This is a genomic window from uncultured Clostridium sp. (assembly GCF_900547735.1).
Classification (GTDB): Bacteria; Bacillota; Clostridia; order Lachnospirales; family Lachnospiraceae; genus Otoolea.
Window position 1 is genome coordinate 25,875 of record NZ_URHZ01000031.1, and the last position, 14,483, is coordinate 40,357.

The window sequence follows — 14,483 nt, forward strand, 5'->3', positions numbered from 1 at the left end:
AGCTTTTTGGGGATTATGATAAGCAGGGATATCGAATCTGCTCTGGTGTGGCTGTTCTCTGAATCTTAATCTCTCAGATATTTATCGACCAGCTCTTTGTAGTAATCGGCTCCAATAAATTTCAGATAGTCGGCAAATGCCATAAACTCTCCGTTGTAGCCTTCATCCGTCTCATTTTCTTTGATATACTTTAAGAGTGATAGAACGGACGCAGTCTGCGCAAACAGGCAGCTGACGGGGAATGTGATAATCTTGTATCCAAGTTTTCCGCAGTCGGCGGCTGTCATGCCGTCATTGATTCCTTTATTGGCATAGAGGCCAAGATGGATCGGACCATTAACTCGCGGCGGGAGTGCTTCCAGTTCCTGCCTTGTCTTAGGCAGGATTTTAACCATGTCGGCTCCTGCTGCCATATATGCATTGGCTCTTTCAATTGCTTCTTCAAAAGGCGCATCGGTCCGGGCAATAATCACCATATCCGGATCTTCGCGTGTTGCAACTGCCGCCTCAATTTTTCCAACCATTTCGTCGGTACTGATTAATTCGGGGGCTTTGATAAACGGACAGTTCGGCGGCTGCTTCTGATCTTCAATAAACAGTCCGGCAACGCCTGTCTTCTCATATTCCTTTACCGCACGGATTACGTTTAAGGCGCTTCCGTAACCGCCCTCCGCATCGGCGAGGATCGGGATATCGACCGCATCAACCATCTTACTGAGAATGGAAACCGTTTCATTCAGGGCCAGGAGGCCCGTGTCCGGCTGTCCCAGCACTACTCCGTGCATTCCATATCCGGTCGTGCCGGCGATGGAGAACCCGGAAGCCTGGATCGCCCTCGCACTCAGTGCATCATAGGCACATGGCGCGATCAGGTAATCGCGTTCCGCAAGAAGTTTACGTATTTTTTTACTCTGTTTTCCCATAAAAAACCCCTCTTTCTTCTCTCTTTAACATTGTTTTCCGGCACTCTCTTCAATTTTCACTTACACTGAATCACACTGCTGGTTTTGCTCCGTCCGGCTGGTATTACCGGTGTTTTAAATTGTTTTTATTATATCGCCTCCGCCTCACCAAAGTCTAATACCTGTTTTATATCGGTTTGATAGAGTGGTTCTATGTAACTATTCGGAAGGTGGTCTTCCGCGGGGTGTTTTCATGCGTTTTTGCATGAAAATTCCGAGTTTACCAGCGCGAAACAGCGTTTTTCACTGTTTCTGTGCAACGTGAAACGGTAACTGTGAAGGTACTGGATAGTTACCGTTCTATGAAGCTTTATCAACGTTTTGTGGCATTTTTACAATTTTTTGCCGCCCAGAAGATAGATAACTATATAAATAGTACAATATATTTTGTTTATTCTTCTTTATTATCATTGTAATCCAAAAAATGCGCGAATAATCTAAATACTCTTCTTGACTTTACCATGCTACCATGCTACAATGCTGAGCATTACACAAATACGAGGGTCCATGCAGCCGGCCGTTTCTTAAATTTGGAATTTTTCCAGGTTTCTGACAGCGGCGGGGACGGCTGTGGGATGTGTAAAAGTTTATGTGAGGAGGAAAAATCTATGTCGTACGTTGATGAAATCTACAGCAAAACAGTCAAAGAAAATCCTGGTGAGGAAGAGTTCCATCAGGCGGTCAAAGAGGTACTGGATTCTCTCAGACCTGTTATTGAAGCAAATGAAAAGCAGTACCGTGAGACAGCCCTGCTGGAACGCCTTGTCGAGCCGGAGCGGATTATCTCCTTCCGTGTACCCTGGGTGGATGACCAGGGCCGGGCGCGCATCAATAAAGGATACCGCCTGCAGTTTAACAATGCGATCGGGCCTTATAAAGGAGGACTCCGCTTCCATCCGTCTGTAAATCAGGGTATTCTCAAGTTCCTGGGTTTTGAGCAGACATTTAAGAACGCCCTGACCGGTCTTCCAATCGGCGGCGGCAAGGGTGGTTCCGACTTTGATCCAAAAGGCAAATCGGCTCATGAGGTGATGGTATTCTGCCAGAGCTTTATGACGGAGCTTTATAAACATATCGGCGCCGATCAGGATGTGCCGGCCGGTGATATTGGTGTCGGCGGCAGGGAGCTGGGCTACATGTACGGCCAGTATAAGAGGCTGACCGGTCTTTATGAGGGTGTCCTGACCGGAAAAGGACTGACATTCGGCGGTTCCCTTGTGCGTACCCAGGCGACCGGCTACGGCCTTGTCTACATACTGGAAGAAATGTTAAAGAGCCATGGGGAAAGTCTGGAGGGTAAAACCGCCATTGTCTCCGGTTCCGGCAACGTTGCCATTTACACGGTGGAAAAAGCGGTGCAGCTCGGCGCAAAAGTAGTCGCCATGAGCGATTCCAACGGTTATATTTATGATAAGGACGGAATTAAGCTGGATGTGGTAAAAGAGATTAAAGAAGTGCGCCGCGGACGCATCAAAGAGTACGCGGATGAGGTTCCGGGCTCCGTATATACGGAAGGGAAAGGAATCTGGTCCATTCCCTGTGATATTGCCCTTCCATGCGCAACCCAGAACGAGCTGAACCTGGAAGACGCTAAACGTCTGAAGGCAAACGGCTGTATCGCCGTGGCCGAGGGCGCCAACATGCCTTCCGATATGGAGGCGACTGAATTCTTCCTTTCCAACTCCATTCTGTTCATGCCGGGCAAGGCGGCCAATGCGGGCGGCGTTGCAACCTCCGCCCTAGAGATGAGCCAGAACAGCCTCCGCATGAGCTGGTCCTTCCAGGAGGTGGACGAAAAACTCCACAGCATCATGGCCGGAATCTATACCAAGGTGGCCGATGCCGCAAAACGCTACGGTGAGGCCGGTAACTATGTAGTCGGCGCTAATATCGCCAGCTTTGAAAAAATCGCCAACGCTATGATGGCTCAGGGATTTGTATAAATAATGCTGATCTGTATCATGGATACAGAAAAAGAGCCTCCCTCCCCGGTATGAAATCATTCTGATTTTGTGCCGGGGAGGGAGGCCGTTTTCTATTTATTTATACCTAAAAAGGGATACTGCTCCAGTAGGTTTTTCATCTACTTTTGCAATATCCCTGCTTCGTTTATTGAATTTAAATGCTTATTTATCTTCACTATTATCCCGGTTCTCTTTTTTCTTTCCCGTAGAAGTTCCGTAGGCGGTTCCAAAACATAAACCGATTGCAATGCCGAGCGCAAGATTATGAAAAATAATGCCAAAAACAACTCCCAGGCACAGGCCTGTAGATATACCGGCCGACATATGTTTATTCTGAGCGCTTTTATCTTCTGTGCTTTCCTGATCAGCACTTTCTAATTCTGTGTCCATGAATTCACCGCTCATTGGTTTACTGCTTTTTGCTTCTTCGTTCTTTGTCTCATGGTTCTCCGATTGTTTCATATGGGTTCTCCCGTAAATTCCAAATTGTTTTATTGCTGCGAAAGAACGGCTCTCCGTCCTAATTATAAAATAAACAGTGACGGGAGGATAGTATGTAAGTCATTAAGCTTTGTTTACAATATTCTAATCGATTTAAGGATACCCGGAATAGCGAACCATATGGCTCTTATCCCGTTCAGCAACGTTCCTCTTTGGAAGACTGCCTTTTACCGGGATTGTGCCGCAGATATTATGGATTTTGCAGTTGGCTGGTGTTCTCCGCAATGCCATGTATGGGAAGAGACTTAAATTGAATTCCAGCCCAAACAGATGCCAACAGGACACCAGATAATAAAAATATCCGGTGTCCTGTTTTTTTATACCGATACTTGGAGTTCTGCATACTGCTTATCTCTTCCATTTACTTTGTTACAAATTACTAATCCGTCCATTACTAATTTTATTCATACTAGATTTTCATTACTGTTTTTATGACTTTCCCATACGCGGCATGCATGCTCTCCTGCCCTGCATCTATTTCTTCACAACCGGAATCCAGACTTCAAACTGCGCATTCGCCGGATCCGGGTTGAGGTAGACCTCGATATCCGGGGCGCTGCCGTACTCATATCCGGACGAAGGCAGCCATTCCGTCACGATGCGCTGTTCCAGCTCCTGAATGGAGCGGTTGGTTCCCGAGCCGCCAAATATTGCCCAGGTGGCCGCCGGTACCGTGAACTCTTCAAACGAAGTACCCTCTACCGGGTGGGAACTTGCAACAGCAATAAAGTACTTCCAGTCTTCCTCATCATAGCAGGCGCTCACGCCCAAAAGCCCCATGGGAATGCCGTCCATCATTGCTGCCAGCTTCTGCACCGTGCCGTCCATAGCCGCCTTCTGCCACATACCGGGAACGACTGCGAAATTCTCCTCAATGTCTTTGCTCATGGAACCGGATACCCCAATAATACGGAATGCTTCTTTTTCTTCGATTCTGTAATTCATCTCTTCCACTCCTTTAATCGTGATTTTAAAGCTGAGCGGCGGAAAAGATTTGAGCGGCGTTCCCCCTTTGCGGACTGCCGAGGGCGCGATTCCCTGAACGCCCTGGAATGCCCTGTTAAAAGCGGTCGGGGAAGAATAGCCGTATTTCAGCGCTATGTCTATGATTTTTTCATCGCTTCCCTGCAGTTCCACCGCTGCCAGGGACATCCTCCTGCGGCGGACATACTCCGACAGGGACACTCCCGCCATATACCCGAACATCCTTTGAAAATGATAGGTGGAACAGCAGGCAATCTTCGCAAGCTGTCCATAATCAATTTCCTCCGCAATGTGCTCTTCGATGTAATTCATTGCTTTATTCAGGCGTTCTATCCACTCCATCTTTTTTTCCTCCTGCTCTTTGCTCTTTAACGAGATTCTATCCGTTTTTCCTGTTCTTTTCCTCTCTTTCCATGCACAAAAAAGAGAGGTTACCGGACCGTGGCCCGCCTGACATGACGGCTCACCGCCTCAATCCGTTCCAACTCCCGCTCCATAACCGCCAGAAACTTTTCTGCGGCCCCGTTCCGGTCCGTTTTTCTTTTCAGATAGTAAATGATCTGGGCCGGAGGGCCATCTTCCAGGGACCGGATTTCAATGCCCAGTTTTTCTCTCAGTTTCAGCGCGGCCGTAGCCGGCACAATGGCCCAGACATCCCTGAATTCGAGAAAATACTCCATAAGCGACATCTGGTCAAGCACCATCCTGGCACACGCAGAAGACTTAAACCGGAAATCATGCCACAAATCGTATTCCGGGCTCCAGGGCAGCCGAATTTCATCGGATCCATTGAGCTGCGAGGGATGAACCGCCTCCACATAGCGTGCCCCAGGCCCCAGGGCCAACAGCATGTCCTCCTCAAAGAGAGGGACCGTCTCCACTCCCCTTACCTCCATATCGTCTGAGATCAGGGCCAGATCAATCTGCCCTTCCGCCACATGCCCATATGCCTCCAGGGAATGATAATTGGAAAAGTTCAGCAGATATTCCGGGTTTTCTTCCATAAAACAGGAACAGACGGTGGGAAACAGATATGTGCTGATACTGCTCACAGCCGAAACCCTCAGTGTTCCGGCCTGATCCATCCGGTCAATCTCCCTGGCCTCCTTCCACAGCTCCAGATACCGCTCCGCGACCGGCACAAATGCCTCTCCTTTCTCGGTCAGCTCAATCGTCCTCTGTCCCTTCCCCCTTTTGATAAGCCTGTACCCCAGCTCATTCTCCAACGCCTGAATCCGCTTGCTGAGAGCCGGCTGGGTCACATAAAGTTTTCCCGCAGCCGATGTGATGCTGCCCGACTGCAGAGCCGTGAGAAATGCCCTAATCTCCAGTTCCGTCATATTCTCCTCCTCCGTGGCCGCCCACCGCAGCAGCCCTTATAACGGCTGCTTCTGTGATGGCCGCTTCTGTGATGGCCGCCTAAAATACGTTCAAAAGTTCAAAATATAACTAATAGTTTATATTATAAGACGATATTCAGAATTTTACAATATAGGCCGCCTAACTTATAATATCATCATACCGGCCGGGGCTGCTCCCTTCCCTTTTCTGCCCCGCCGGTAGTGTCCTTGCATCACATCTCAGCCTAATTGCAGAAAGCAGGTAACTAATTAATGCAAAGAGAAAAAGACTTACTCCACAGCGGCATCTGCTCCTCCCTCCTGTTCCTGATGGGACCATTAATCATAGGCAATATATTCCAGCAGCTTTATAATACCATCGACGCCGTCGTAATCGGCAAATATGCCGGATTAGAGGCCTTTGCGGCCATCGGGGTATCGGGAACCATTATGAATCTCTTTATTTTTGTGATCAGCGGCTGCTGTTCGGGCATTGCCATCATTCTGGCCCAGTATTATGGTGAGGGAAACGATTCCGAGTTCCGGAGCGAGGTGTTCATGGCATTTACCCTGGGCAGCATCGGCGTCCTGGGTATCAGCGTCCTGGCTTTTTGCAGCGTCGGGTCCATCCTCCGGTTCCTTCAGACTCCCCCGGAAGTGGCCGCGCAGGCGGCCGTCTACCTTAAGATTATATTTGCCGGTCTGGTACCCGTCTTTTTTTACAATCTCTGCTCGGCTATCCTACGCTCCATCGGCAATACGGTAGCCGCCCTTTTGATTCTAATCTCTGCCATCATACTGAACTTTGCCATGGATCTGCTTTTTATCAGAAACTTCGGCATGGGGATAGCGGGAGCCGCGGCCGCGACAATACTCGCCCAGATCCTGTCCGCCATTCTCGGAATTATTTATCTTGTAAAAAGTTACCCCTCCCTGCTCTTCCGGAAAAAAGACATGCATTTCAGCCGCGGGCTCTTTCTCAGGACTCTGCGCTACTGCTTTGTGTCCGCGCTTCAGCAAGCCAGCCTGTATCTGGGAAAGCTTCTGGTGCAGGGAACGGTCAACTCCATGGGTACGGAAATGATTTCCGCCTACACAGCCACGACAAAGGCGGAAGGTTTTGCCAACTCCTTCGGCGACAGCGGCACGGAGGCCCTCTCGGTCTTTATTGCCCAAAACACGGGGGCAGGAAACCGGGACCGTGTCAGAAAAGGATTCCATAAGGGATTTCTGCTGCTGGCCGCCATGGGAATCTCCCTGTCCTTTGCCATGTACATAACCGCTAGTATGAGTGTCTCCTTTATCTCCGGCACGGATAACCCGATCGTAATAAAAGAGGGAGTGCGCTACATGGCAGTCATCTCCCTCTTCTATCTCTTTAATTATATCGGCGCCGCCTATGTGGGCTTTTTTAACGGTATCGGAAAGGTGGGCGTATCGGCCGTCAGCGTCGTATTCCACATCTCTATCCGGGTCGTCATCTCCCGGCTTTTCATCCGGGAACTGGGACTCACCGCCGTAGCCGCCGCCACCGGAACCGGCTGGGCCGCACTGGTGCTGTGCCAGACCGTTCTTTATCTGGCGTGTTACCGCAAACGTCAGTCAATCACCGCTTCCGCCGGAAGACGCTGTGAATAAACCACCACGAGATCCTGATCCTGAATCCCGGTATTGCCTGCCGGAATAATAACCTGATCCCCGCGCTTAATCATAACAATAATCGTATTTTTATAGAATTTAGCTTCGGATACCTTTTTATTGCACCAACGGTGTTCCGGGGTAATCCGAATCTCTTTCAGAAGGATCTCACGGTTGTCGGAAAAGCCTTCCGCGCCGAGAATGACCGTATCACCTGCAAGTATCTGCGTATTGCCCTTGGGGACCACCACCTGCTCCCCTCTCTTGATGACGGCGATCAGCGTTCCCGGATGGAGATTAATATCGCGTATCTTCTGATCCACCCACGGATGATCCGCCCCAATCGGAAGCTGGATAAACTGAATCTGGGTATTTTCCGTATAGTCGGTAAATGTTTTCATAACATCGGCATTCTCATCTATCATGTCGCACTTCTTCGCCAGAACCGGAAGCAGGGAACCCTGAAAGATGATGGAGAACAGAACCACGCAGAACACGATGTGGAATACGTCGATACTGATATTACTGCCGCTCACCATCACCATGATGGCGAACACGATGGACGCCGCTCCGCGGAGTCCTGCCCATGAGACAACGAGATACTGGTTGAGCGGCGTTTTAAACGGGGCCAGCAAAAGTCCCACCGCCGCGGGGCGTGCGACAAAGGTCAAAAAGACCGCGATTACCGCCGCCGGTAAAATAATAGCCGGCATCCGGGAAGGAAATGCCAGAAGTCCCAGAAGGAAAAAAAGCAGGATCTGCATGAGACCGGTACAGGCATCGAAAAAGCTTACCAGCGTTTTCTGGTTTTTAAGCGCCTGGTTTCCCAGAATAATTCCGGTCAGATATGTGCTCAGGTAGCCGTTTCCTCCCAGAAGCGAGGAGAGGGCATAAGAAATAATTGCGACGGCAAAGACAAATATCGTGTCAAAGCCCTCGCCGTAAAACTGATACCGGTTCAGGAAACGCGATGCAATGAAAGCCACGGCCGCGCCGATCAGCAGGCCGAAGAACAACTGGCTCACCAGCATTCCCACAATCTCAATACCGCTTGCCGAGCCCGACATGGCGGAAAGAATGATTATCGTCATCATATAAGAAAACGGGTCGTTGCTTCCGCTTTCCAGCTCCAGCATGGAGGCGGAACCGTATTTCAGGTTGAGTTTTCTGGATCTCAGGATGGAGAATACGGAGGCGGCATCGGTGGAACCAAGTACAGAACCAATCAGCATTCCCTCCAGAAAATCCACACGCAGGACAAAGTAGCAGAAAAGTCCCGTCAGCACGGCCGTAAGTACCACTCCGACCGATGAAAGCAGAATGGACTTAAACGCCACCGGTCTTGCCTCGCTCCATCTGGTGCCGAATCCGCCGTAGAACATGATGAAAATAAGGGCAACGGAACAGATCTGTTCCGCAAATACGTAATTGTCAAATGGTATCTTAAAGACTCCGTCCGACCCGAACAACATCCCCAGCACAATAAAAACAAACAGAGTAGGTACGCCGATCCGGCCTGAGATTTTACTGCTGAGAATGCAGATGAAGATTACAACAGATGTAATAAACAGTGACAATGTAAGTGTAATAATATCAACTCCCTCTAACGCGATTTTATTATAGTTTACAACATTTTAGCAATAAAATACCAATAAAATCGCGTTCAGATAGTGTTAAGAACGTATTAGTCCGGTCATGCCGCCTTTTTGCAGCAGGGCCGGACCGCAGCTTAAGACCCCGGTTATTCCTCCTGGGCTCCTAAAAGTTCTTCAAATTTTTCCACCGTCAGCGGCCTGGCATAATAATATCCCTGGGCCAGACAGCAGGAGTAACTTTTGAGCATTTCAACCTGGCTCTTTGTCTCGACGCCCTCCGCGAGTACCGGTATGGAGAGCGCTTCTCCCATGGCAATCACCATGTGGAGGATTGTCTCGGCCCGGCCGTAAGGATCGGATGCGCTTAAAAATTTCATGTCCAGTTTAATCTGATCGACGGGCGCCTCTTTCAGCATATTGAGGGATGAATAACCGCTTCCAAAATCATCCATCAAAATCTTGAATCCCCGTTCCCTCAGCTTCTGGATATGCTCATGAACCGTTCTGGAGTCGGATACATATGCCGATTCCGTCACCTCCAGTTCGATCAAATCAAGCGGTATCCGGTATTGTTCCGCAATCCGGTACAGATTATCACTCAGCTTTGGATTATAAAAGCCGACTCTGGAAAGATTGACGGAGACGGGTACCGCCTCTCTCCCTTCGTCCAGCCATTTTCTTAACAGTTTGCAAGTCTCCTCGAACATGTAGGTATCAAGCTGTCCGATAAAACCGTTGTGCTCAAAAATAGGAATAAAATCCGAGGGAGGGATGATCCCCCTCTCCGGGTGCGCCCAACGGACCAGAGCCTCGGCGCCGATTATTTTTTCCGTGTTCATATTATATTTTGGCTGCAGGTAGACCTTAAACTGCTTTTCCGTCAAAGCCGCATTCATCTCGCTCACGATAAGCTGTGAGTGGATTAGTGTCTCCCTGTGGGAATCGTCGTAGACGGCAACGTGGCGCGCATAGTTTCCCTTTATGCTGTTCACCGCGAGGTGGGCCCTGTCACACATGATATTAATGCTCTTGTCCAGACTGTGCACGTGATACACACCGCAGGAGACATCGACAACCATGTCGATCGGATAGGCCTCCAGCTCTTTTCTAATCTTTTCCGTGATCTCCGGCGCAGACTCATCGTCTCCTTCAATGCATACGACAAAGTGATCCGCCTCAAACCGTGAGCAGACGCCTCCGAGTCCCGCCGTCCACTCTTTAATAATGCCTGCCAGGAAAAAGAGGAGCTTGTCCCCCGCTTCTACCCCGAACAGATCATTAATTACCTTAAAACTCTCTACATTGAAGAAAAGGATCTGGTAGCTCCGCCCGGGCGCGGCCTCCATGTACCGGACCGCCTTCTCATAAAAGGCCTTGCGGTTATACATTCCCGTCATCTCGTCCGTCTCGGCTATAATCCGGTATGCTTCCTTTTCCTTCAGTTCCATTCTGATATTCATATGCTTGCGGTATAAAAGAGCCAGCAGGATAATGACTGCCGCCACGAGCAGGGAAATCAGAATGATTCTGCCTCTGTAATAGTACATCGTATCGGTCAGCGTCTCGTGATAGGGGTGAGCCACCGTGTGTACCATAATAATCTGGTTGATTGTGTTGTCGTCCAGGCAGCTGATGGATTTATTCAGTATACTGATCAGCCTGCGGTCCGCGCCTTCGGAAATCATCATGCAGGTCTTTTCTTCCAGAGACTCCATTGCCGCCACTTTCAGCCCCGCGTATTCCCTTTTCTGCAGGAAATAGTTCGCCACATGGGTATTCTGTATCGTAATGTCGGCCTCATGGTCCTTAACCGCTGCAAAACAGTCCTCAATATTTTCTTTATAGATTATGTCAAAATTGCTGAACTCCGCCGGTATGAGACTGTGGCCGGACTCATAGGAATACGGAAGCGCCAGCACCGCCTTGTCGAGTTCGTAAATATTGACTCCCGAATTCACAACCGCCAGGGCCGGCTGTGAGGTCAGAATCTCCGTAAGCTGCCCGCCCGCTTTCTGTATCCTCTCCTGGCTGAACAGAATTCCGTTCACAATATTGACCTGGTGTCCCTCCATCAGGTTTTCCGGGCGGCTGCCGACCGGCTCCGGGACCATCTCCAGCCTGAGTCCGCTTATCTCCCCAATCTTTCTTGCAATATCCGGCAGGATTCCTGATGCCTCCCCTGTCTCACGATCGGTGTAGGAGAGCGGATAAAAGCCGTCAATGCAGGCCACTGTGAGCGTTTTCCCCTCTTTTACGTAGTCCATTTCTTCTCTTGTAAGCAGAGGTTCCTCCGACACGCTGTTATGTCCGTAATATTCATGGTAAAGCTCTTCCACTATGTAAGGCGACGTTGAGTAAATATTGCGGAGTGCATCATTCAGCGCATTCAGCACGGCGCTGTTTCCCTTTGTCGTAATAATATAAAAAGGAGCCGTGTCCAATTTCTCCACTATCCTTAGATCCGTCTGTCTCGACAGGCTGCCCAGAACCGCCAGATCCGCGGCCCCGCTTTTAACCGCGGCCGTGATCTCATCGACCGTGCTGCAGTCCAGTTCCTGATAGGAAAATCCCTTCTTCCGGGCAAAAGAGGCAAACTCTTCGCTCTGATAGGAGCCCTTCAGCACGGCGGCTTTCGTGCCGTCCATTGCACCGTAATCCTGATAGTAGATATCATCGCTGCCTTTTCTCGTATAGACAAACGTGCTCTCCCGTCCTATCGGATATCCCGCAAACTCAAACAGTTCCGCCCTTTGAGGATTCTTCTGGGCGCAGCAGACCAGGTCTATCTCGCCCTTCTGCAGCGCATCCAGGCAGTCTTCCCACGTATAATAATCGTATTCATAGTTCCATCCGGTATACTGCGATATTTTACTCAGGAAGGCCACCCCATAGCCGCTGAAATATCCTCCGCCCTCAGGTTTAATGAATCCCTCATAGTTGATATATCCGACTTTCATCGTCTCCTGCTCCCCGTCGGAGGCATCGGAACCGGCAGACGCCGCCAGCGGAAATGCCAGAACCAGCACAAGCGACAGTATAAACAGCCTGAAGCGCTTTATATAATTAATCATACCAATACTCCCCACTTAAGATGCATTTTACAGCTTCCTTTACCGAAAAGTAAAGGTTTTTACTTATTGCTATTATAACACTTCTGCCGGAATTTGTACTCATTCCGGTAAATTCTTTTACCGGTCCCCTCTTTTCCGTTTAGCTATATTTCAGACTTTAAACACAGAATCTCACCGTCTTTTCAGCGAAGTGCCAAAAATTCACCAGGCCCTTGTGTTCGCTGGGGTTCGGTGCTATACTTCACCCTTGGAAAGAGTTACAGTTCACATTATATTGCGCTGTGAACTGAGACTGGAAAGCTACACAAGTGAGGTATTATGGATATGAAAAGAAAATTTATGGCGACCGGCATTGCCGCAGCCGCAGTACTGGCCGTCGCCGTTTCGGGATACAGGACCACCACTCTGGCCGCAGGCCCCGCCGGTACAGAATCATATACGGACACAGACCCAGAAGAAATCCCGGTTTCTTTAGACCTCCGGGCATTCATGGAATCCATGGAGGCGGAGGAACTCAAAAGTTCCCCGTCCGCCGAGATTACCGCGTTCGCCACAAAGGTGCAGAATACCGTTTCGGAGCAGGATCTGGAAGCGCTGGCCGATCTCTGTGATTTCCCAATCCGGATCACCATGGAGGACGGACAGACATGTGCCGTCGCCTCCCGTGAAGATTTTATCGCTCTGGGCAGAGATTCGGTCTTTACAAGAAATCTGATGCACGAGATTGGAATCGCGGAGCCGTCGGAACAGCAGCTCTATGGAAACGGGATTGTGATGGGAAATAAAAATAACGTCATTATCAACCGGATGGACGGTTCTCTCTCCGTCACAGGGTTTAATTTCTAACCTGCCTGCCGTTATTTACCTGTAAATGCAGGTTATCTTTACAAACAGAAAAGGAGATATGGAATGCCGGAACGGCTCCCTATCTCCTTTTCTGTTTTGGACTGACCGTGAAAAAGTCCGCGATGCGCGCTTTTTGCCGTGAATCCAATCTATGCGCAAGGCCCGGTTACAGGGAAATATCACTTCCCGCCCTGGCCCTTCTGTCCATAATCGAGTGGATAACGGGTACCATGAAGATTGCCACGATACCGCCGGCAAACCCGTTATTGTAAAGATTCATTCCTCCGTACACGATGCCGACGTTCATCGCTACCGACGCATGTAAGAATCCGGCCAGCAGACCGGCAACAACCCCGAATTCGCCTGCCACCGGGGCAAGCGTCGTGGAAAAGAGCAGCGCCAGCATGGCGGACGGAGCATTGATGCTCCATGCATGGGTCAGGCTGGCCAGACAGACGCCCACCATAATCGGAAAAATATTTCTCAGGTGTTTTCCCGTCGCGCTGAAGCCGACAATCGTAAAAATACCGCCTATGGTCGGTCCGTTCAGATCACTTCCCACCGCCAGCACAAACAGGGTGGCGAAAATTCCGTTGATTCCCATGTTCAGGGTGACCGCGGCCCCGCCCTCATCGGCCAGGTAATCGGTTCCCGATATCCCCGAGGTTTTCAGAATCCGGCAGTATGACTGTATCACCTTTTCCCCTCCTACCAGAAGGGCTCCCAGTATCATTCCCCCGAACAGGACTCCTAAGAGAACCAGAAAAAGGCGGTTGTTGCCCGTCGACCAGATGAGGCGTTCCTTTGTCTCAATACCGAATGACTTCAGGGCCGATACAATCACCGTTGCAATGATGCCTGCGGCAAAGCCGACATTATAAAGTGAGTACCCCTTATGGGCATAATGAACATGGGTAGATAAAGGCGGCAGTACAAAGCCGATAGAGATTCCGACAGCCACTGTCAGGCAGAGGCGGCCGAGGACCGGCATATCCACAATATGCATAATCTGCGTGATAATCGGTGACAAACTGGTCCCGTAGATTCCCACATATATGTATTTGGAAAGCGAGACCCGATGATATTTGGCGTAGAGAAGGACTCCCAGAAGAATCGTCCAGATATTCATCAGATTTTTACCGAACAGTGAAAAGCCGAACATCAGACAACTGGATGTGATGGTGTGCCCATCCATCTCCATGTCGAGATAATAGATAAATCCGATACTGATTAATGTGAGGGCGCCCGCATTGATAAACGCCGCCCCGATGCCGCCCACCGCGATATAGTCCGTAATCAGGAAATCCGGTTCGCGTATCATCGTATATACGCCCTCCAGAATTCCATCCAGCGGCTGAAGTAAAAGTCCTGCAACAATGAAGTAAGCTGGAATCAGAGCCAGTAAAAAGAATTTCTTTTCCCTGGTCAGAGATTTCATTTTGATCATAAATACACTGCCTTTCCATGGTGCGGATGTGATTTTCACTCCTCACCACCTTCAAAAAAAGGGTATGCAAATATTCAAGCGCTGCCTCTTTGCATACCCCGTTCGTCTGTTAATTTACCGTTAAATTTTCATCCT

At 49.6% G+C, this 14,483-nt stretch carries 10 protein-coding genes; 3 read left to right on the forward strand and 7 right to left on the reverse strand.

The window, feature by feature from the left end; translation table 11 throughout:
* Positions 1-65: 65 nt before the first annotated feature.
* Positions 66-923: an oxaloacetate decarboxylase gene (locus QZT18_RS11510; RefSeq protein ID WP_125141368.1), complete on the reverse strand. Its 858-nt coding sequence runs from the start codon at positions 921-923 to the stop codon at positions 66-68.
* Positions 924-1,570: 647 nt separating this feature from the next.
* Between QZT18_RS11510 and gdhA the strand changes: the two genes are divergently transcribed.
* Positions 1,571-2,905 (forward strand): NADP-specific glutamate dehydrogenase, encoded by a 1,335-nt coding sequence (gene gdhA / locus QZT18_RS11515; protein ID WP_294148153.1) that lies wholly within the window; start codon positions 1,571-1,573, stop codon positions 2,903-2,905.
* 183 nt (positions 2,906-3,088) lie between these two features.
* On the opposite strand, the gene QZT18_RS11520 is transcribed toward gdhA, so the two are convergent.
* From QZT18_RS11520 to QZT18_RS11530, 3 genes are all read right to left on the reverse strand, one after another.
* The gene (locus QZT18_RS11520; RefSeq protein ID WP_294148154.1) at positions 3,089-3,388 is read right to left on the reverse strand and encodes a hypothetical protein; all 300 of its coding nucleotides are present in this window, start codon (positions 3,386-3,388) and stop codon (positions 3,089-3,091) included.
* A 513-nt stretch (positions 3,389-3,901) separates the two neighbouring features.
* The gene (locus QZT18_RS11525; RefSeq protein WP_294148155.1) at positions 3,902-4,753 is read right to left on the reverse strand and encodes an AraC family transcriptional regulator; all 852 of its coding nucleotides are present in this window, start codon (positions 4,751-4,753) and stop codon (positions 3,902-3,904) included.
* A gap of 89 nt (positions 4,754-4,842) precedes the next feature.
* Positions 4,843-5,751: a LysR family transcriptional regulator gene (locus QZT18_RS11530; protein WP_294148156.1), complete on the reverse strand. Its 909-nt coding sequence runs from the start codon at positions 5,749-5,751 to the stop codon at positions 4,843-4,845.
* A 273-nt stretch (positions 5,752-6,024) separates the two neighbouring features.
* Between QZT18_RS11530 and QZT18_RS11535 the strand changes: the two genes are divergently transcribed.
* Positions 6,025-7,389 carry an MATE family efflux transporter gene (locus QZT18_RS11535; protein WP_294148157.1) on the forward strand — a complete coding sequence of 455 codons (1,365 nt, stop codon included), beginning with the start codon at positions 6,025-6,027 and terminating at the stop codon, positions 7,387-7,389.
* On the opposite strand, the gene QZT18_RS11540 is transcribed toward QZT18_RS11535, so the two are convergent.
* Together QZT18_RS11540 and QZT18_RS11545 are read right to left on the reverse strand one after the other, a co-directional pair.
* The gene (locus tag QZT18_RS11540; protein ID WP_366925861.1) at positions 7,350-8,966 is read right to left on the reverse strand and encodes a potassium/proton antiporter; all 1,617 of its coding nucleotides are present in this window, start codon (positions 8,964-8,966) and stop codon (positions 7,350-7,352) included. The genes QZT18_RS11535 and QZT18_RS11540 overlap by 40 nt on opposite strands.
* 164 nt (positions 8,967-9,130) lie before the next feature.
* Positions 9,131-12,055, reverse strand: coding sequence for an EAL domain-containing protein (locus QZT18_RS11545; protein WP_294148158.1), 2,925 nt, complete (start codon positions 12,053-12,055; stop codon positions 9,131-9,133).
* 324 nt (positions 12,056-12,379) lie between these two features.
* Here QZT18_RS11545 and QZT18_RS11550 point away from each other — a divergent pair, with 324 nt between their 5' ends.
* The gene (locus QZT18_RS11550; protein WP_294148159.1) at positions 12,380-12,901 is read left to right on the forward strand and encodes a hypothetical protein; all 522 of its coding nucleotides are present in this window, start codon (positions 12,380-12,382) and stop codon (positions 12,899-12,901) included.
* A 166-nt stretch (positions 12,902-13,067) separates the two neighbouring features.
* Here the strand turns inward: QZT18_RS11550 and QZT18_RS11555 are convergent, their stop codons facing one another.
* Positions 13,068-14,348, reverse strand: a complete 1,281-nt coding sequence (locus QZT18_RS11555) for a DUF1576 domain-containing protein (protein ID WP_294148160.1) — start codon at positions 14,346-14,348, stop codon at positions 13,068-13,070.
* Positions 14,349-14,483: the final 135 nt, after the last annotated feature.

What these genes read in the sequence shown, in the direction of transcription:
- QZT18_RS11510 (WP_125141368.1), bottom strand. Translation starts at nt 923, where the DNA reads ATGGGAAAACAGAGTAAAAAAATACGTAAACTTCTTGCGGAACGCGAT.
- gdhA (WP_294148153.1), top strand. Translation starts at nt 1,571, where the DNA reads ATGTCGTACGTTGATGAAATCTACAGCAAAACAGTCAAAGAAAATCCT.
- QZT18_RS11520 (WP_294148154.1), bottom strand. Translation starts at nt 3,388, where the DNA reads ATGAAACAATCGGAGAACCATGAGACAAAGAACGAAGAAGCAAAAAGC.
- QZT18_RS11525 (WP_294148155.1), bottom strand. Translation starts at nt 4,753, where the DNA reads ATGGAGTGGATAGAACGCCTGAATAAAGCAATGAATTACATCGAAGAG.
- QZT18_RS11530 (WP_294148156.1), bottom strand. Translation starts at nt 5,751, where the DNA reads ATGACGGAACTGGAGATTAGGGCATTTCTCACGGCTCTGCAGTCGGGC.
- QZT18_RS11535 (WP_294148157.1), top strand. Translation starts at nt 6,025, where the DNA reads ATGCAAAGAGAAAAAGACTTACTCCACAGCGGCATCTGCTCCTCCCTC.
- QZT18_RS11545 (WP_294148158.1), bottom strand. Translation starts at nt 12,055, where the DNA reads ATGATTAATTATATAAAGCGCTTCAGGCTGTTTATACTGTCGCTTGTG.
- QZT18_RS11550 (WP_294148159.1), top strand. Translation starts at nt 12,380, where the DNA reads ATGAAAAGAAAATTTATGGCGACCGGCATTGCCGCAGCCGCAGTACTG.
- QZT18_RS11555 (WP_294148160.1), bottom strand. Translation starts at nt 14,348, where the DNA reads ATGATCAAAATGAAATCTCTGACCAGGGAAAAGAAATTCTTTTTACTG.